Source organism: Chitinimonas naiadis (genome assembly GCF_054780835.1).
This window is the reverse complement of record NZ_BAAGVO010000007.1, coordinates 308721-329315: the sequence shown is the minus strand read 5'-3', so window position 1 is coordinate 329315 and position 20595 is coordinate 308721. Positions and strand designations below refer to the sequence as shown.

At 56.8% G+C, this 20595-nt stretch carries 10 protein-coding genes; 7 read left to right on the top strand and 3 right to left on the bottom strand.

Annotated features, from left to right (window positions below):
- Window positions 1-134: 134 nt before the first annotated feature.
- Both ACYVHK_RS21840 and ACYVHK_RS21835 read left to right on the top strand, forming a co-directional pair.
- Window positions 135-10118 (top strand): Ig-like domain-containing protein, encoded by a 9984-nt coding sequence (locus ACYVHK_RS21840; protein ID WP_460536558.1) that lies wholly within the window; start codon window positions 135-137, stop codon window positions 10116-10118.
- Complete coding sequence (locus ACYVHK_RS21835; RefSeq protein ID WP_460536556.1) at window positions 10112-10489, top strand: hypothetical protein; 378 nt, start codon at window positions 10112-10114, stop codon at window positions 10487-10489. Before ACYVHK_RS21840 ends, ACYVHK_RS21835 begins: the two co-directional genes overlap by 7 nt.
- Window positions 10490-10724: 235 nt before the next feature.
- Here the strand turns inward: ACYVHK_RS21835 and dcd are convergent, their stop codons facing one another.
- The 3 genes from dcd to ACYVHK_RS21820 form a co-directional block, all read right to left on the bottom strand.
- Window positions 10725-11300, bottom strand: coding sequence for a dCTP deaminase (gene dcd / locus ACYVHK_RS21830; protein ID WP_460536554.1), 576 nt, complete (start codon window positions 11298-11300; stop codon window positions 10725-10727).
- A gap of 64 nt (window positions 11301-11364) precedes the next feature.
- Window positions 11365-12453, bottom strand: a complete 1089-nt coding sequence (gene apbC, locus ACYVHK_RS21825) for an iron-sulfur cluster carrier protein ApbC (RefSeq protein ID WP_460536551.1) — start codon at window positions 12451-12453, stop codon at window positions 11365-11367.
- 41 nt (window positions 12454-12494) lie between these two features.
- Window positions 12495-13337 (bottom strand): isopenicillin N synthase family oxygenase, encoded by an 843-nt coding sequence (locus ACYVHK_RS21820; protein ID WP_460536549.1) that lies wholly within the window; start codon window positions 13335-13337, stop codon window positions 12495-12497.
- A 94-nt stretch (window positions 13338-13431) separates the two neighbouring features.
- Here ACYVHK_RS21820 and metG point away from each other — a divergent pair, with 94 nt between their 5' ends.
- The 5 genes from metG (at window position 13432) to dnaE (ending at window position 20580) form a co-directional block, all read left to right on the top strand.
- Window positions 13432-15459, top strand: a complete 2028-nt coding sequence (metG, locus tag ACYVHK_RS21815) for a methionine--tRNA ligase (RefSeq protein ID WP_460537086.1) — start codon at window positions 13432-13434, stop codon at window positions 15457-15459.
- Between the two features lie 48 nt (window positions 15460-15507).
- The gene (locus ACYVHK_RS21810; protein WP_460536547.1) at window positions 15508-16104 is read left to right on the top strand and encodes a GNAT family N-acetyltransferase; all 597 of its coding nucleotides are present in this window, start codon (window positions 15508-15510) and stop codon (window positions 16102-16104) included.
- Window positions 16094-16777: an HAD family hydrolase gene (locus tag ACYVHK_RS21805; protein WP_460536545.1), complete on the top strand. Its 684-nt coding sequence runs from the start codon at window positions 16094-16096 to the stop codon at window positions 16775-16777. The genes ACYVHK_RS21810 and ACYVHK_RS21805 overlap by 11 nt, the downstream gene beginning before the upstream one ends.
- Window positions 16774-17049 carry an acylphosphatase gene (locus ACYVHK_RS21800; protein WP_460536542.1) on the top strand — a complete coding sequence of 92 codons (276 nt, stop codon included), beginning with the start codon at window positions 16774-16776 and terminating at the stop codon, window positions 17047-17049. Before ACYVHK_RS21805 ends, ACYVHK_RS21800 begins: the two co-directional genes overlap by 4 nt.
- Before the next feature lie 102 nt (window positions 17050-17151).
- Window positions 17152-20580 carry a DNA polymerase III subunit alpha gene (dnaE, locus tag ACYVHK_RS21795; RefSeq protein WP_460536540.1) on the top strand — a complete coding sequence of 1143 codons (3429 nt, stop codon included), beginning with the start codon at window positions 17152-17154 and terminating at the stop codon, window positions 20578-20580.
- Window positions 20581-20595: the final 15 nt, after the last annotated feature.

The window sequence follows — 20595 nt, the reverse complement described above, 5'->3', positions numbered from 1 at the left end:
CTGATGTACTAACAGTCGACTAAGCCCAAAAAACGTAGGGATAAGGAAGATCTCTGCGAGAAGTGGTTTCAGCGACTGCGCTCGATCGCAGTCCTGACCACAATTTGATGCGAACAATTAATCGGGGAGGGCGTATGCGCCATGCATACGTTGTGGGTACGTTTGTTCAACGTTCTTGGCATGCTGTTGCCGCATTATGGATAGGCGTCTTATTGCTGCTTCTCAGTGCACCGGCCATGGCCGGGTGCGACGATTCCTGGAACTGCGCGCCACCTACCGTCAGCTTCACCTCCCCAACCGGGAATATCTCGGTATCCGCACCCGCCAGCGTCAATTTCAGCGTCTATGCCTACGACGAATGGGCTGACAAGCCCATCTCCAAAGTCGAGCTCTACCGCGACGGGAGCTTGATAGCGACGCTGTCTGGCGCCCAACCCAGCTACGGCTTTAGTGTGAGTAGCTTGCCCGCCGGTACCTACACGTTTACCGCCCGTGCTTACGACATCAACTACAGTGCGACGACTTCGTATCGCCATTCTGGCGTTGGAATATCGAGTCCCATTGTGGTTACAGTTGGGCAGGCGATCCCCCAGCCGACGATCTCCATCTCCCGCACCCCATCCCCGATGGTCGCTACCAAGAATGCTACGGTGACGTGGACTACCAGCAACGCAACGTCGGTCTCTTACAGCTGCATAGCCAGTGGGACTGGATTTAATGGTGGTGGTACGGTTTCAGGCGTCAACAACAGCAGCACTTCGGTCGCCAGCAAAGCTTGGGTTGGCTATCCCTCCAGCTGTATATGGACTGCTACAGGCCCTGGCGGTACCGCCAACTTTACCGAGCCGCCGGTAACAACCATTGATCAAAAGGTGCCAACGGCAAGCCTCTCGGGGCCGGCTTCCAGCTATTCGGTAACAGCAGGGACAAGTGCGTCCGTACCGTATAGCGGCTCGGGCGCAGATACCGATGGTTCGGTCGTTGAGCTGGTGTTATTTGATAACGGCCAACCGCAGCGGACCGTCACCACCAATTCAATATCCGGCACCCTGACCCTCGCGGTTGGCAACCACAGCCTGCAATTACGCGCCAAAGATGATAGCGGCGACTACGGCTACAGCTCGGCCATCTCGGTCACTGTCAGCGCCATCGTGCCGAATGTCCCGCCAACGGCTTCGTGGGCAAGTCCGACCAGCAACATCACGATTCAAGCCGCTGCCAATGGTAATGCTACCCTCACTGTGACTGGCTATGGCGCCGATACAGATGGTGCGATAGTTCTGACCGAAGTAGTGGATGGCAGCACCCAGATCGCCTACGGTAATGGCCCGTCCGTTAATCAGAGCGTCAATCTGGCCGTGGGCACCCACACCCTACGGGTCCGCGCTACAGACAATGGTGGTCTTAGTGCACTGAGCAACGCCATCACTGTCACTGTTACCCCGGCGCCAACCAACCCGCCCCCCGTTGTCAGCATAGTTGCTGATACCGGCAACAAGTTGGTAGGTGACCGCGTTTCAATTGATGTGACGGCGACAGATGACGTTTCCGTCGCAAGCGTCGAGTTTCATCTGGTCAATCCCAGCAACCAGGATACCGTTCTCGGCACGGTAACTACGGGCACCAACAATCACTACGTCTACGTGTGGAATACCGCCGGTTACGCCACTGGTAGCTATTCGATCTACGCCATTGCGCGTGACAACGCAGGCGCATCCACCAAGAGTGCCCAACCAAACATCAGTTTAAACACCGGGATGGGTGTCAATTTCGTGTCGGTAGCACCGACCACCACCGGAGGGGATGCCTCCGCAGGCGGTACTCTGAGTGCTGGCATTGCCTTTACCGTCCAGGCGACTTCAAACCGCGATGCCGTCAATAGAGTCGAGCTGCGAGAAGGCGAGAACATCCTTAAGTGGCAGACTTATAGCGTCAGCTATTCGCAGACGGCTGAGCCCTATCCGATCAATACCCAGCGTAACGATACCCTGCTCACCAATCTGAGCGTGGGCGACCATGTGGTGTATATCCGGGCGTATACCGAGAACGGTTTATCCAAAAACTCGGACCCGTTCACCATCAGGGTGACAGCACAGAACCAACGGCCCACAGTCAGCTTCATCCAGCCAGCAGGATCCATCACACAAACTTCGAGTGGCCCCTACACCTTTACGGTTAAGGGCAAAGCTACCGATCCCGATGGGACGATTGCAGGTATTCAACTACTGGTAAATGGTGCTCCACCAACAGCGCAGCAGGCACCTGTTTCCTACATGAGTGGTGACACCTTTGAAGGTACGCTCACGCTGGATCCTAATGTCTACATTGTTGGCTTGACGGCAACGGACAACAAGGGCTTGGGGCCTTTGGACCCCGCGTTTATCTGGGTGAATATCAATCGCCCGCCCACCCTCACGGTCACGTCCCCGCAAGTCGACCAGGACTTCAAAGTTGTGAGCGGAGGCCAAGCCTCAGTGCGCCTTTTCGCCAAGGCGGAATCACCGAGCGGCAGCATCATCAGCCTGCTTGTGAAGCTGAACGGCTCAGTATTGGCCGAGAGCGGTTACGCGAGCTTTGATGACACTCGCTCATTGCCGGTAGGGGACTATTCCCTTTATCTGGAGGCAACCGACAATGTTGGCTACAAGGTTACCAAGACCATACCGTTCAAGGTTTCGGTTCCCGTTGGTGTCAAGCCGACTGTCACACTGAAGGCCAGCAATAACAACGTCAGCGCGGCCTCGGCGTCGGTGAATTTCCAGGGCTCGGCCAGCGACAGCGACGGTAACGTCGTGAAACTGGAGCTTTTCCGTAATCCCGGTTCGGGCTACGAGCCAGTACCGGTCGATACCGTAACCGGTAACGCCGCCAGCCTGGCCTACAGCAAGAGCTTGACCGTCTCGGCGGGCGCCTATCAATTCATGCTGCGGGCGACCGATAGCCAGGGCAACTATCAGGACTCCACGCCAGTACTGGTCAATATCGTCAATCCCGCAAATCAGCTAGGTGGCCAAGCACAGGGGGTGCGCATCAACACGGCGGACAAGCCGGAGTTGATAGGCTGGGCTTGCGAGAAGGGCGTAGAGGCGGGAATCAACATTCAGCTGTTCGCCAATTTTCCGTCCAGCACAGGCGGCACCCTGATTGGAAATGCCGTCGCGAATCTCGCGGAAGAGTTCGACAAAGGTGTATTTGCTTCCTGTGGCACGACTACGGCTCATCGCTTCCGCATCGACCTTAGCGCTTACACCAGTTCATTCGCGGGTGCACCAATCTATGCTGTGGCACAGAACGCGGCACAGACACAAAGCATCGTACTGCCTTGCGCGGATAACACCTGCACCATGCCAGGTAGCTTGCGCATTGCGCTGACCACCCCGGCTGACCAGAGCCATTACGCCGGTAAGGCCGATATCTTTGCCAAAGCCAAGATCAGCAATGGCACTGGTTCGTATGATGAGGTGAAGTTCTTCTTCGACGAAGGACAGACATGGGTAGACGGCGTCAAGGACACGGAGGAGGGCGCCTACTACGCCCGCCGCACTGACGTCTCCGGCCGCACCACGCCATACCGTATCCAGGCAATGGTGCGGCAGGGCAATACCACGTTGTATTCCGCAGAGCGGCAGGTCTTTGTGGATGGGGATGCCAGTACAAGCCCGATAGGCTGGACCAGTCCAAGTGCTGGCACAAGCTATCAAGCAGGTGCCAACATTGAATTGGCAGTGACCGTAGGGGCCACCACGCCTGCCGTGGCCAGTGTGAAGTTCACGCAGCAGAACGGCGCAAGTATAGGTGATGCTGTCTTTAGTGCAGGTGCTTGGCGCTATACCTGGACTGCTGTGCCGGCCGGGACGTATTCGCTGGTCGCAACGGCTTATGCGACGGGGGGAGCGGAGATTGTGACCTCTAACAAGCAATTGACGGTAATCCCTGCTGGCACGGGGGTGACGCTTGCCAATTTGGTCACGCCATATTTGCGTAACCCTGACGCGGGCACTCTCCCCGGCACGCTCGATTCAACGCCTAACGGTGCGGCCACCTACGAAATCCCTCTTACGTTGCCACCGGGCACGGGCCAGATGGTGCCGTCGCTCAATTTGGCCTATAGCAGCCAAAGTAAGAATGGCCTTTTAGGTATCGGCTGGGCGCTAAACGGCCTGTCTTCTATCACTCGTTGTTCGCAGAGCATCGCCATCGATGGTGCGGCAGGAGCTGTTCGATTTAATACGGCTGATCGACTTTGCTTAGATGGGCAGCGTTTGATTTTGATCAACCTTCCGTTGAGCAATGCGAACTATTGGTCGGATGGCGCGGAATATCGCACCGAACGCGAAGGATTTAGTCGAATCCTTGCTCAGGTCACCAATGGAAAGCGGAGCTTCAAGATTCTGACAAAGGGCGGACAGACACTTTTCTACGGTGATACCGCCGATAGCTATGTAGAAGGACAAGGAAGAGCCGATGGCCTTGCTTGGCGCTGGGCATTGCATCACACCGAAGATCGTTCGGGGAATGCCATTGACTACGAGTACAACGAGAATGCCTCGACTGGGGAACACACCCCGAAAGCGATTCGCTGGGGGGGCAACAGCGCAGCGGGATTAAGCCATTATGGCAAAGTTGAGTTTGCCTACGGCACAGATGCAGATCCCAATGCAGAACGCCCCGATACTGGTATTGCATATTTATTTGGCAGTCATGTGGATCAACGCCAACGTTTGCGTCAAGTAACATCGTTTACCGATACGGAACCAGATGGTTCGCGTGGCGTTCAGGCATTGCAATATCGACTTGCCTATGACCAAAGCCCAACCAGCTATCGTAGTCGATTGGTATCGGTACAGGCTTGTGATGCTCAGGATAACTGTTTGCCTGCTACCCAATTTGACTGGGGCAATGCTTCGAATATCAGCTACGTTGGGCTCGGACGTTGGCAGGGACCCAGTATTCCATTGAAACAAGGTGCCTCGGGACTACTGGATAAGAGTTTCGAGGGGTCAATTTCCGTCGTCGATCTGAATGGCGACGGAAAGTCCGACATTGTTGCTCGCGACGGAATTTTCCTGTCGACGGGTTCCAACTTTGTGAAGCTTCAGACCCCCGCTACACTCCCGACGCTCCCTTATACGTATTCGGGTACCGCGTCGAAAATCTACATGCCCATCATCAGTGATTTTGATGGTGATGGTCGACCCGAGCTTCTGTGGCCACGCGTCAGCTGGGACGCAGAAAACGAACGAAACCAGTTCGCGATTTTGCGTTGCCGGGTGAACGGTCGAGCAGATGCCGCAACACTGGGTTGCGACCCAGAGATCAATCTTGGACCTGAGGAACTGTTCTCGGACATCGTTGCAGATGTTGATGGCGACGGTAAGAGTGAGATGCTGCTGACGCTGAATGGAGGTCAGCGCTGCAACGTCATTGGCCAGAGCGTAACTTGTAAACCTTGGCGCAATGTCGACAAAATCAAAGCACGCATCATGTCTGATGACATTGACGGCGTTTGGGTACGTAACAACGTTGAACGCGCAAGCAGTGATTTTGATGGTGATGGTATTGCGGACTATATGTTTGCGACCGGAGATCTCTGTCTTACAGGGAAGGACGGCTTCGATTGCAACCCGGTTTCAACTGTCTCTCCAACTGTATCTGGATTGCTCGATACGATTGCAACCGTAAGGCAGACTTCGCTAGTTGTAGACATTAACGGTGATGGCTATCTGGACTACCCCTTTGTGGATCGCAGTCAGCCGGAGCTAGGTACACCACGAGGGATATGCTACGGAACTGGAACGAGCCTTGATTGCCGTTTGACAACTGGCGGCCTCCCCAATCTGAATGAGTCCATGGCGTTCGGTGACGCCTTCGGTAATGGCGCTATACAGTGGCTCTACAACGCGGGTACTTGCAGTCTGTTTGGCGACAAGTTCACTTGTACCGAGGGGAGTGCCCCCTCGTCTTGGTTTACCTCCAAGCCAGGTATTCCCAATGCCACGATGGCAGGCGACTTCACGGGTGAGGGACGCCTGGAAATGGCGACCTATATCGGTGGCACGGATGACCCTCACTGGGAACTCTTCACTCCAAATGTCGATGATGGGTTGGATCGAATTGTTCGTGTCAAAAATGGCTTTGGTCACGAGCAACGTGCCAAATATGCGAGTAGCGGTGCCTTCCAACAGAGCCAGGGGAAAACATATAGCTATCCATTGAGGCCAATTGCTAACCCAGGGCAGTTGGTATCCCGCCTGCAATTCGACTACGGAGCAGTTAGCGGGTATAGAGAGCACAGTTACAGCTATGCTGACGCGGCGCTTGACCTCTCAGGCCGTGGTAGCGTGGGTATGGCAAGCCGTACAGTACAACTGTCAGAAGTAGCAATGCGTACTACTGAGGTATATCGTCAGGACTGGCCTTACGTAGGCATGTTGCAACATCGTACCGTCATGTCCGACGGAACGGCGTTGGAGGAAACAGAGAGCACGTTCGCCGAGAAAGTGATTCCGCAGCTCCACGGGCAGACCTCATTTGTTTACGTGGCAAGCAGCGTGAGCGAGCGCCGGGATTATGGCGGTTCTTACGTAGGCAAGACGACCACGACGACGAAGTTCGAGGATAACTATGGCAACCCAACCCAAGTAGATGTGCTTGCCGTGGGTGCCGATGGTCGCCAGTTTCTAACTCGAACAATCAATGGTTACGACAACGATCCTGGCACTTGGCGACTGGGTGTGCTTCGTAACGTTGCACTTACTAAGCAATCGCCAGCGGGTCAGCAGACGCGACATACATCTTTTGAATACGACAGCAAGGGGCGGCTGTATACCGAAACAATCGAACCGGGCAACGTTGAACTTCAGCTTAAGACGGTGTATGCGCGTGATAACCCAGTCGGGTTAATAAGCAGGCGCACTCAGTACTGGCGCGATCCGATTAGTAGTAAAGACAAGAGTCGCAAGTTGAACGAGACTGGCTATGACAACATGTACCGCTTCCCGGTCTGGATCAAGAATGCGCTCGATCATATTGAGACTCGCACCTACGACAGCCGGACCGGTGTTCAAACTTCTGTTACCGACTCTAACAATGTAACCACGAGCTGGGATATAGATGGTTTTGGTCGACGCACCCGCGAGATACGCGCTGCGGGCACTCCTCACATCACGGAAACCTTCTACTATCGTAAGCAGTGCATGGCCGCCTGTCCAATTTCTGGGGCAAATCAAGTGGCAATTACAGAGAGCTACAAAAGTACAGAGCGTATCGCTGTACCAAGTCTAGTTTTTGCCGACAAGCTTGGGCGAACTGTCGGCTCCCAAAGCTGGGGCTTTGATGGGCGCGAGATTTATACGCAGAGCGAATTTGATAGCCAAGATCGTGTGTCAACGACTTACCAGCCATTCTTCAAGGGTGAGACCCCGGAACGGGGCTCGACGCTAAGCTATGACCAACTCAACCGCATACAGAAGACGACAACCTACGATGACGGGGGAGTAGGAAGAGTCTCCATCACGACTTATAGCGGCCCAGTAACAGCTTATGAAAACCCGCTCAAGCAGAAAAAGACTGAGTACCGCAATATTGTCGGCCAACTGGAGAAGGTTGAGCTGTGTTGTGATAACGCGGGCACCGTCATTACCACAAAGTACGACCATGACGCCTTCGGTAATTTGACTACCGTTACCGACCATAAGGGTAATGCCGTCACCGTTGTCTACGATGACTTGGGTCGCAAAAAGGAGTTGCGAGACCCAGACCTGGGCACGATTACCTACACGGTTGATCCGCTGGGCCAAACATTGAAACAAGTCAGTCCAACCCAGCTGGCCGCGGGCAAGTCAACACGCATGGAATTCGATGACTTGGGGCGGATGACTGCTCGCTATGACGAGGGTGATCTGGAAAGCCATTGGGTCTATGGCCAGGTCAGCGGGGGGTGTGCGATCACCAAGAGCTGTGGTCAGGTGGTCGAGGCCTATACCGGCACTTCCTCATCGAAGGACTACATCCGTACCCATACCTACGAGGATCTCGGCAGGCCCAAAGCAACGACGATCAAATTCGGCACTGATACTTATACCTCCACGACGACGTATGACAACCGCGGCCTTGTGACGCAGCAACAGCAGCAACGCGGCGGCTCGGCGGCGAAGGTTTTTGATTTCAAGTACAACGAACTCGGCTATCAGCATCGCATTGAGCGAAATGGCAGTCTGCTGTGGGAAAGCACCGCTCAGGATGCTTCGAATCGGGTTGTCAATGCGGCCCTAGGGAACCGGCTACAGATCAATCGCCTCTTTAATCGGTATTCTGGCCGCTTGTTTGAAGCTGATCTTACGTTGGCACCGGACGCGCTGCGGCTAAAAGAAGCGTATCAATACGATGCTGTTGGCAACGTCAAGCAACGCAGTCAGTTCTGGGACCAAGGTGGCTTCCAGGAGCTATTTAACTACGACCGGATCAATCGCTTGGAGTACAGCGAGGTGGTAGGCCAGTCCAGCCAGGCGCAGACGTTTACCTACAACGAAATCGGCAACATCGTCAGTAAGACTGGCGTGGGAACGGGTAACTATGTCTACCCCAATAGTGGCGGCCGATTGCCCCACGCGGTCAGTAGCGTACCTGGTGTTGGTACCTTCACATATGACCAAAACGGAAACCTAACAGAGGGGGCTGGCCGCACGCTTTGTTGGAACGGCTTTGATATGCCACGCCGCATCAACAAGGGCGGCAGCAGTTGTGATGACAATACGGGAGCTTGGAGTAGCTTTGTCTACGGACCAGAACATCAACGTACTCGGCAACATAAGAGTGATGGCACAGACATCCTCTATGCGGGTGCGATGGAGGTGGAAACCAAGAACGGCAATGACACTGTCAAAACCTATTGGCCGGCAGGGCTTGGCGTTGAGATTGATGAGCCAGGTCAGACGACTAAACTAAACTGGACCCACACGGACCGATTGGGTAGTGTCATCGGTATCAGCAATGAGTCCGGCGATTTAATCGAGCGTCTAGCTTACGATGCTTGGGGCAAGCGCCGGAATTTGAACGGTAGCGTCGCCACTGATGGCCTTGATGGTCGAATCGACAACAAGGGCTTTACCGGCCACGAGATGTTGGACCAGTTAGATTTGGTGCACATGAATGGTCGTGTGTATGACCCGCTCATAACACGATTTATTAGTCCAGATCCTTTGATTCAGGATCCAGAGCATAGCCAAAGCTATAACCGCTACACTTATGTTTGGAACAATCCTACTAACTTAACAGATCCAACTGGTTTTTTGGCCATTCCCGCCTTTGGAGGAGGAGCGGAAGAGATTTGGTTGGGTGGAGACAAAGATGACCCAAGCAAGCGCGACCCGAAAGACCTGCCAGTGCCAGATCCTGTCGATGGGATTTGCAAGGGAAACGCCGAGTGTAAAAAAGATTTGGAAGGAATGAGCGCAAAGGATGTCAAAGAGATTAGAGTCGGCGACGGTTACGTACAAGTAGTTCGCGAAGACGGCAGCAGTACAGAAGTCAATGCGGGCTCTGGTAATGCAGCCCCTCCTGGAGATATAAGCAAAAAATATGAAACAGCAGCATCAATTCGCGCAAAATTTGACGCTCTTCCGGACGTATACAAAAATAGATTCCAAGAGCTTGGAAACCAACTGATCATTACAAAAGATTCTGTTGCAGATGCTTTTCCTAGCCTCACGAATACGGTAGCCCGAGGCTGGGGAAATGTAACTTGGGACAAAATTCCAGGTGGTTATATTGACTTCCCGGTGGCGGAAGCTGGAGGGAAAAGTCCAAGGGCGCTTGTGGTTTCCACGTCGGGAAAATATCAGCATGGCAGCCATGACCTTTTCTTTCATGAGTTCGGCCATTCAATTGACAGAGGAGGAGAGCTATCAAACCGCAAAGCGTTTAGGGTTGCCGTTTCCAATGACTTCTATTATAGAAGTGATATCCGTAGCTATTTTAGAGATAGTCGCAGTGAAACTTTTGCGGAAAGCTTCTCAAGATATGCTGGGAAGGATCAAAAATTTAAAAGCGATTGGCCAAAATTGTTCGAATACATGAACAATCTGGGAGCTTGCTTGCAGGGTGGATCGGGATGCTAAATATAAAATATGCAGCAACACTAGTAGCAACTGTTCTTGCAGCTTCTGTACATGCGGGTTGCGGCGTGCAGAACGTGTATATTGGCGTAGCCTCAATTAACGAAGAAGGGGTCATTTCTCTAGATTTGTGGCCTTCCGAGCAGACTCACAGCGGAGCGATGCTGTTGCTGGACAAAAAGCACCCTTTATACAAAGAAGTGCTAAAGCATGTTGGTAAATTAGAGGTGGGAAAGGAAAAACCAGTAAAGCCATGGTGTAACGGTAAAAAAAGGAGGAGCGTCGAGCAGAAATTCTTTACGCCTGATAGAGTCCTCTCTCCTGAAGAGGCCGCCAGGCTGCCCGACGACCCTAAAATCTCTCCGGGAAAGTAATATATCAGGCGGAGCCTCGGCAGAGAGCGGAAGACAAACGGTTATGAATATTCAGATCTCGTGTCTGGAAATTCATAACCATATGTCCGCCATCAGACAAGCCAAGTGTTGCCTTGACGCGACGGTGTAGCCATCTGTACAACTTTACATAATAAACATTATACGAAGTTAAGTTACCAAGAAAGACAGCCCATGCAGACTGTCTTTCTTGGTGCCTCAATCGCGTCGCCGCTAATCAGGTCTTCGGCAGTGTCACACCCACCTGGCCCTGATACTTGCCACCACGATCACGGTACGAGGTTTCGCAAATATCGTCAGGATCCGCTTCCAGGAACAGCACCTGCGCACAACCTTCACCAGCGTAGATTTTGGCAGGCAACGGTGTGGTGTTGCTGAACTCCAGCGTGACATAGCCTTCCCATTCAGGTTCGAACGGGGTGACGTTAACGATGATGCCGCAACGGGCGTAGGTGGATTTGCCGAGGCAGATGGTCAGTACGTTACGCGGAATACGGAAGTATTCCACGGTACGGGCCAAAGCAAAGCTGTTCGGCGGGATGATGCAATAGCCTTTGCCGGACACATCGACAAAGCTGTTCTGGTCGAAGTTCTTCGGGTCCACCACGGTCGAATTCAGGTTGGTGAACAGCTTGAACTCGTCGGCGCAGCGAATATCGTAGCCATAGCTGGACGTACCATAGGACACGATACGCTCGCCGTTGACTGTCTTGACCTGACCGGGCTCATACGGTTCGATCATGCCGTGCTGTTCGGCCATCCGGCGTATCCAGCGGTCTGATTTGATGCTCATTGCTTACTCCGCGTGGAGTGAGTTGTCCGTTCAGGGACCAAGCTGTGGCTCCTGAAAGGGTTCCTCACGTATTTTGAATCACAATTTTCGGCAGCTTAGCCGAGAAATCCTTGGCTTTCTCACCAACCTTCACGGCGACCTTGCGAGCGATTGCCTTGTAAAGCGCAGCGACCTTGCTGTCCGGCTCTGCCGCAACGCTGGGCTTGCCTTGATCGGTAGCGAGGCGGATCGACAGCTCCAGTGGCAGTTGGCCCAAGAGTTCGATGCCATTTTCTTCAGCCATGCGCCCTCCTCCGCCTTCGCCGAAGATCGCTTCCACGTGGCCGCAGTTGGAGCAGATGTGCATGGCCATATTTTCCACCACACCCGTCACCGGCACGCCGACTTTCTCGAACATTTTCAACCCCTTGCGGGCATCGAGCAGGGCAATATCCTGTGGCGTCGTGACGATCACGGCACCGGTGACCGGCACCTTTTGCGACAAGGTCAGCTGGATATCACCCGTACCCGGCGGCAGGTCGATCAACAGGTAATCGAGGCTCTCCCAGCGGGTATCGTTCAGCAATTGCATCAAGGCCTGGGTCACCATCGGGCCTCGCCAGACCATGGGCTGCTCGGCATCGATCAGGAAACCGATCGACATGGCCTGCAGACCGTGCGCCCGCATGGGCAGGATGGACTTGCCGTCGGGTGATTCCGGACGCTGGCCTTGCAGGCCGAGCATCAATGGCTGGGACGGGCCATAGATGTCGGCATCCAGAATGCCAACATTGGCGCCTTCCGCGGCCAGCGCCAGCGCCAGGTTGACCGCGGTGGTGGATTTGCCCACGCCGCCTTTGCCGCTGGCAACGGCGATGACATTCTTCACCCCTGGCAACGGCGTGAGACCACGCTGCACCGTGTGGGCCTCGATACGGGTCTCGACCTTGACGGAAGCCGTATCGACACCGGCTACGGCACGCAAGGCGGCTTCCACCTGTTGGGCGATGGCGGCGTGGCGGCTTTGGGCCGGGAACGGCAGCGAAATGGTGACACTGGCAACCGTACCGACCAGTTGCAGGTCACGGACGGCGCGCATGGCCACATAGTCGCGGCCGGTATCTTCGTCCACGCACAGGGCCAGTGCGGCATTCAGTTCATTGAGGGTAGCCATGCTTCAGTACTCCAGACGGCCGGCACAAACCGGCCTATCGATTATTTGCGTACGCCCAGCTCACGCAGGCGCTCATCCAGATAGCTACCTGCCGTGTGCCGCTCGGACAGCACGACCTCGTTGCGCGGGTGCAGGAACAAGGGCAGGGAAATGCGGGAGCGGGTGGCCGCCTCGCCAACCGGGTTCACTACCCGGTGCGGCGTGGAGGGCAGCCAGCCGCGGCTGGCTTCCTGCAGCATGTCGCCAACGTTGACGACCAGTGCGCCAAGTTCGCACGGTACGGCATGCCAGTTACCCTGGCGATCCCGTACCTCCAGGCCAGGCCCGGTGGCTGCCGGCAGAAGCGTGATCAGGTTGATGTCTTCATGCTCGGCGGCACGCAAGGCACCCGGTGCCTCATCGCCCACCAGCGGCGGGTAACGCAGCACCCGCAGCAGCGTTTGCGGACTCTCGGCAATCATGCCGGATAAAGGCTCGCTCAGGCCACTGGCGACATCCGCAGGCAAGGCCGCCTCGATCCAGCCCAATAGTTCGGCGGCCAGCTTGTTGGCCTCCTTGTGGTAGGCCACGGCATTGGCCTGCAACTGCGGCGGTATGCGTCCCCAAGGGAACACATGGTAGAACTCTTTCAGATCCCGTTGCCGGCTGCCTTTGGCAGTTTCGGATACATCGGGCGGGAACCAGCCGTCCTGCTGTGCAGGATCGTAGCGCCAGGGCTGCTTGTCATCGCCATTGAAGAAATCCAGCCATTCGCCATAGATGGCTTCAATCAGCGAGAACGGCAGCGGATGGTGCTCCAAGACGGCAAAGCCCGTCTCGCGCAACGAGGCGACAAAGTGGCTGGGCGCATCTTCGGCACGGTAATCAATCGTCTGTACAAACATCGGCGGCAACAGTTTAGTTAAGCGGCAGGGCAGGCATTTTAAGCTGTTCGGCTATAATCGGCAGCTTCCGTATCCGTTTCACAGTCAGGATTCCATCGTGTCCGCCCGCAAGATCCTCGTTACCTCCGCCCTGCCCTACGCCAATTCAGCCTTGCACCTTGGTCATTTGCTGGAGCACGTACAGACCGACATCTGGGTCAGGTTCCAGAAAATGCGTGGCCACACCTGCTATTACGTGTGTGCATCGGATACGCATGGTACGCCCATCATGATCAGCGCCGAGAAGCAGGGCATCACGCCCAAGGAGCTGGTCGAGAAGTCGCACGCCCAGCAACTGCGGGACTTCGAGGGCTTCCTGATCGGTTTTGACAACTACTACACCACCGATTCGGAAGAAACCAAGGAACTGGCTTACGACATCTATCGCAAGCTCAAGGACGACAACAAGATTGCCCGTCGGGTGATCAACCAGCTGTACGACCCGGTCAAGCAGATGTTCCTGCCGGATCGCTTTGTGAAGGGCGATTGCCCCAAGTGCAACGCCAAGGACCAGTACGGCGACAACTGCGAAGTCTGTGGCGCCACCTATGGCCCGACGGACCTGAAGAACCCGTACTCGGTCGTATCCGGTGCGACGCCGGAAATGCGCGACTCCGAGCACTTCTTCTTCAAGCTGGGCGATTGCGAAGCTTTCCTGAAAGGCTGGACCCGCGAAACCGGCCGCCTGCAGCATGAAGCCGCCAACAAGATGGACGAATGGTTCGAAGCGGGCCTGCAGGACTGGGATATCAGCCGCGATGCGCCCTACTTCGGCTTCGAGATCCCTGACGCACCTGGCAAGTATTTCTATGTCTGGCTGGATGCACCTGTCGGCTACATGGGCTCCTGCAAGAACCTGTTCGATCGTATCGGCGAGGATTTCAACGCCTGGTGGAAGCCGGACTCGGAAACCGAGCTGTACCACTTCATCGGCAAGGACATCCTGTACTTCCATGCCCTGTTCTGGCCCGCCATGCTGAAGTACAGCGGCTACCGTACGCCGACATCCGTGAACGTCCACGGTTTCCTGACCGTCAACGGCCAGAAGATGTCCAAGTCGCGCGGTACCGGCATCACGATCCGTGAATACCTGGATGCCGGCCTGAACCCCGAATGGCTGCGCTATTACTACGCCGCCAAGCTTAACAGCAAGATCGAAGATGCCGACCTGGCACTCGATGACTTCGTTGCGCGCGTCAACAGTGACCTGGTTGGCAAGTACATCAATATCGCCAGCCGTGCTGCCGGCTTCATCAGCAAGAAGTTCAACGGCCGTCTCGCCGCAACCTTGCCGGAAAACACCCTGATCGCCCGTCTGCAAGGCGCAGCCGAGGAAGTCGCCAATCTGCTGGAAACCCGTGAGTACAGCCAGGCCCAGCGCCTGGTCATGGCACTCGCTGATGAGGTCAACCAGTATGTAGACGTGGTCAAGCCTTGGGAGCTGGCCAAGCAGGAGGAACGCGCCGCTGAGCTGCATGGTGCCTGCTCCCTGCTGATCAACGCCTTCCGCCTGCTGACCGTCTATCTCAAACCGGTGTTGCCTAAACTGGCCGCCGACATTGAAGCTTTCCTGAATATTGCCCCACTGACCTGGGCCGACAGCGCAACCGTGCTGCTGAACCATGAAATCAAGCCATATTCCCACCTGATGACCCGTATCGATCCCAAGCAAGTAGACGCCATGGTAGAAGCCAACAAGCAAAGCGCAGCGCCCGCCGCCTCAGAACCCGCCGTATCGACGATCGAAGCGATTGCGCCGACCATCAATATCGATGACTTCGGCAAGATCGACCTGCGTATCGCCAAGATCATCGACTGCAAGCATGTTGAAGGCGCAGAGAAGCTGCTGCAGCTGACCCTGGACCTGGGTGACCATACCCGCAACGTGTTCTCCGGCATCAAGTCGGCCTACAAACCGGAAGACCTGGTGGGCAAAATGACCGTCATGGTCGCCAACCTAGCGCCGCGCAAGATGAAGTTCGGCATCAGCGAGGGCATGGTCCTGGCTGCCAGCGGCGAAGGCCCCGGCATCTACCTGCTGAACCCGGACAGCGGCGCACAGCCCGGCATGCGCGTCAGCTAACACACTCCCCTGCGGCCTCGATCGGCATCGCCCGACCGGGGTCGCATCATGCCTCCCGCCCCTATCCGGACGCAGATGCCCTTCCCTGTACTGACCACCCCCCGGTTGTTGTTACGTGAGCTCAAACCCGCCGATGCGGATGCCGTACTGGCCATCCATGCGGATACCGATGCCATGCGCTGGTTCGGCGCCGATCCGATCCAGGACCGCAAGCAGGCCCTGCAACTGATCGAGTTGTTTGCCGAATGGCGGAAAGCGCCGACACCCGGCATACGCTGGGGCATCACCCGTCGTGATACCGGCCAGTTGTTGGGCAGTTGCGGCCTGTTCAAGTGGAACCGCGGCTGGCGCAATTGCGTGCTGGGTTATGAACTGGGCAAACCCCATTGGGGCCAGGGCTGGATGAGTGAGGCCCTGCGTGCCGTATTGGCCTATGGCTTTGACGAGATGGACCTGCATCGCGTGCAGGCTGAAATTCATCCCGACAATCTGGCCTCCATCCGCCTAATCGAACGGCTGGGCTTCCGCCTGGAGGGCCGGCATCGCCAACAGGGCTATTGGAGCGGACAATTCCACGATCTGGACTGCTTTGGCCTGCTGGCCCATGAGTGGCCCTTGCCAGGTAAACCCAATCATGCAGATTGATTTCCTTCCCGCGGCCGTCCTGTTCGATATGGACGGCCTGATGATAGACAGCGAAAGTGCCGTCATGGCCTGCTGGCAGGAAGCCACCCGCCAGCATGGGGCGGAGCTTGAGGAGGAGCTGCTGCATGCCATGGTCGGCCTGCATGAGAAGCTCTGTTTCGAGCTGTTGCGCACGCGTCGGCCGGATCTGGATGCCATGTCGATCGCGCTGGCCACCGACAAGCTCTATCACCTGAAGGTCGAGCAGGGGCTGCCACTCAAGCCCGGGATCGTACCCTTGCTGGAATGGCTCACCGCACTGGGCATCCCCAAGGCCGTTGCCACCTCGACCCGCCGTGAACGGGCTGACCAGAAACTCTCGCACAGCGGTTTGATCAAGTACTTCCCCGTGGTGGTGACGGGTAGCGATATCGAACATCCCAAGCCCGCGCCGGATATCTATCTGAAGGCTGCAGGCTTGCTCGGCGTGGACCCCAGACATTGCCTGGTACTGGAAGACTCCGAACCCGGCGTGCGGGCAGCTCTCGCCGCCGGTATGACGCCGATCCAAGTGCCCGACATGAAACCGCCTTCGGATGAAGTCCGCGCTTTGGGCCACCGCATCGTGGCATCCCTGGACGACGCCCGGCAGTTGCTGACGACCGTCCTGAGAGCAAGGACAGTGTCTCCATGATCTGTCGCCACCTGCTGATCCATGGTCGGGTTCAAGGCGTGGGTTATCGCTATGCCTTCGAGAACATGGCCGAGCAGTTTGGCTTGCAGGGCTGGGTACGCAATCGATTCGACGGTACGGTCGAAGCGCAGATCGAAGGCTCGGAGGAAGCAGTTGTGGCGATGGTGGCCTGGAGCCATCGCGGCCCACCCGCCGCGACGGTCACCCAGGTAGTGGTATCCGAGGCCACGACGACTGGCGAACGTGGATTCCGGCGACTCCCTACTGCCTAGTACCGCCTGCCACCGCCCTACGTCCTCGCCCACAGGGGCGCACACCACTTTTTTCTGCCCTCCCCCAGCCCTGACAAGGCTGCCGACGGGTAAAATCGGGGGATGACGTCCCCTGCTTTTATCCATCTCCGCCTGCATTCCGAATACTCCGTTACCGACGGTATCGTCCGCATCGACGACGCGGTACAACGCGCCAAACAATACAACATGCCGGCCCTGGGCATCAGTGATCTGATGAACCTGTTTGGCATGGTCAAACACTACAAGACCGCTCGCGGCAGCGGTCTCAAGCCCATCGCCGGTGTCGATGTCTGGCTGGAAAACGAAGAAGACCGTGATAAACCTTTCCGCGCCCTGCTGATTGCAAAAAACCGCGAAGGTTATGGCCGCCTGTGTGAGCTAATTACCGAAGCTTTCCGCCACAACCAGTACCGAGGTCGGGCCGAGCTCAAACGCGCCTGGCTGGAAAATGGCGACAACCGTCATTTGATCGCCCTGTCCGGCGCCCAATTGGGCGACGTCGGGCAAGCGGTGCTCAGTGGCAATCTGGAACTGGCCGAGAGCCAGGCACGCTGGTGGGCGCAGCATTTCCCTGACAGCTACTACCTTGAACTGCAACGCACTGGCGACAGCAAGTGCGATGTCGCCAATAACGGTGCGCTTGATCTGGCCAGCCAGCTGGATCTACCGGTGGTCGCCACCCACCCCATCCAGTTTCTGGATCGCGATGATTTCAAGGCCCACGAGGCCCGTACCTGTATTGCGGAAGGCTATGTCCTGGCCGATAAGCGTCGGCCCAAGCTGTATACGGAAGAACAGTATTTCAAGTCGCCCGATGAAATGGCCGAGCTGTTTCACGACGTCCCGGAGGCATTGGCCAACACCGTAGAGATCGCCCGCCGTTGCAACCTGACGGTGGTGCTCGGCAAGAATTACCTGCCGCTGTTCCCGGTGCCTGAGGGCATGACGCTGGATGACTTCCTGGTCCAGGAGGCCAAGGCCGGACTCGAAGTACGATTGGCCCACCTCTATCCGGACCCGGCAGAGCGCGAAGCGCGCCGGCCGGAATACGATGCGCGGTTGAAGTTCGAATGCGACACCATCATCAAGATGGGCTTCCCCGGCTACTTCCTGATCGTGGCCGACTTTATCAATTGGGGTAAGAACAACGGCTGCCCGGTGGGACCTGGCCGGGGCTCGGGTGCTGGATCGCTGGTCGCCTATGTGCTGAATATTACCGATCTGGACCCGCTCAAATACGCCCTGCTGTTCGAGCGCTTCCTGAACCCGGAGCGGGTATCCATGCCCGACTTCGACGTAGACTTCTGCCAGGAAAATCGCTGGCGCGTGATCGAATACACGCGGCAGAAGTACGGCGTGGAGGCAGTCAGCCAGATCGCGACCTTCGGCACCATGTCGTCCAAGGCCGTGGTGCGCGACGTCGGCCGCGTACTCGATCTGCCGTTCTTTCTGTGCGATCGCCTGTCCAAGCTGATCCCGCTCGAGGCCAACAAGCCGGTATCGCTCTCCAAGGCCATGGAAATGGAACCGCAGATCAAGGAATTGATCGACGCGGAGGATGCGGGCGAACTGCTGGAGCTGGCCGAGAAGCTGGAAGACTTGACCCGTGGTATCGGCATGCACGCCGGTGGCGTGTTGATCGCGCCCGGCAAGCTGACCGACTTCTGCCCGTTGTACATCGCCAGCGGCGAAGATGCTTCGCCGGTATCGCAGTATGACAAGGACGACGTGGAGCAAGTCGGCCTGGTGAAGTTCGACTTTCTGGGCCTGCGTAACCTGACCATCATCGAGTTGGCGCAGAAGTACATCAAGCAGCTCAGCGGCGAGGACGTTGATGTCTCCAAGCTGCCGCTCGATGACGCCCCCGCCTACAAGATCTTCGCCAACGGCAATACCACCGCCGTGTTCCAGTTTGAATCCAGCGGCATGAAGAAAATGCTGGTGGACGCCAAGCCCAAGCAGTTCGAAGAAATTATCGCCTTCGTGGCCTTGTATCGCCCGGGTCCGATGGACCTGATCCCGGACTTTACCCGCCGTATGCACGGCGAGAAGTTCGAATACCTGCACCCGCTGCTGGAGCCGGTGCTGGCACCGACCTACGGCATCATGGTGTACCAGGAACAGGTGATGCAGGCCGCCCAGGTATGCGGCGGCTACTCGCTCGGCGGCGCCGACTTGCTGCGCCGTGCCATGGGTAAGAAAAAGCTCGAGGAAATGGTCGCCCAGCGCGCTATGTTCGTGGAAGGTGCGGCCAAGAACAATATCAACGAGGCCAAGGCCAACGAAATCTTCGACTACATGGAGAAGTTCGCGGGCTACGGCTTCAACAAGTCGCACGCTGCGGCCTACGCCCTGGTGGCCTACCACACCGCCTGGCTGAAGGCCCATCACTGCGCGGCCTATATGGCTGCCACCATGTCGACTGAACTGGACAACACCGACCAGCTCCAGTTCTTCTACGACGACTGCCTGTTCAACAAGCTCAAGTTCCTGCCGCCGGACGTCAATCACAGCATCTACCGTTTCCTGCCGGTCTCGCGCACCGAGATCCGCTACGCGCTAGGTGCCATCAAGGGCACCGGTGAAGCCGCGGTGGAACACCTGATCGCGGTACGCCAGCAGGGCGGCCCATTCAAGGACCTGTTCGACTTTTGCCACCGTACCGACAAGCGCATCGTCAACCGACGTGTGATCGAGGCACTGATCCGTGGCGGTGCATTCGACGCCCTCTGCGATCACCGTGCCAGCTTGCTGGCAACGGTAGGTCTCGCGCTTGAGGCGGCTGAGCAGGCAGCGGCCAATGCCAACCAGGGTGGGCTGTTCGATGCCTTCGAACCGGAACCGGAGCACACGCTGCAACTGGTTGAGGTGCCGCGCTGGGAAGAAGTGACCAAGCTGGCGGAGGAAAAAACCGCCATTGGCTTCTTCCTCTCCGGCCATCCATTTACCGCGCAGGCGCGCGCCGTGCGGCCGTTCGCCAAGACCGAACTGTCCCGCCTCTCGCCGCGCAAGGAGACGCAATGGGTGACGGGCGTGGTCATGGAGGTCCGGATCAAGATCGGCCAGCGCGGCAAGATGGCCTTTGTCACGCTGGATGACGCCACGACCAAGCGCGATGTCATGGTGTATGCCGAAGCCTATGAAGAAGCCCGCAACAAGCTGAAGGAAGATGCCTTGCTGGTCATGGAGGTCAAGGCCAGCGAAGACAGCTACGGCGGCGGCGGTGGCTTACGGATTATCGCCGAGCGTATTCTGGACCTGGCCGAAGCGCGCAGCCGCTTTGCCCGTTCGCTGAACCTGGGTATCAATGGCAATGGCGACGTGGCCAAGTTGCGCAAGCTTGTCGCCCCCTTCGCCGGCGGCGCCTGCCCGGTACGCATCGATTATCGCAACGAACGCGCTGCCTGCGCCGTGCAGCTTGGTCAGGAATGGGGCGTGACCTTGCGTGATGAGTTACTGGCCGAGCTACGAGGCTGGCTGGGTGAGGATGCCGTGAAGGTACAGTACTGAGCCCCACTCGATAGT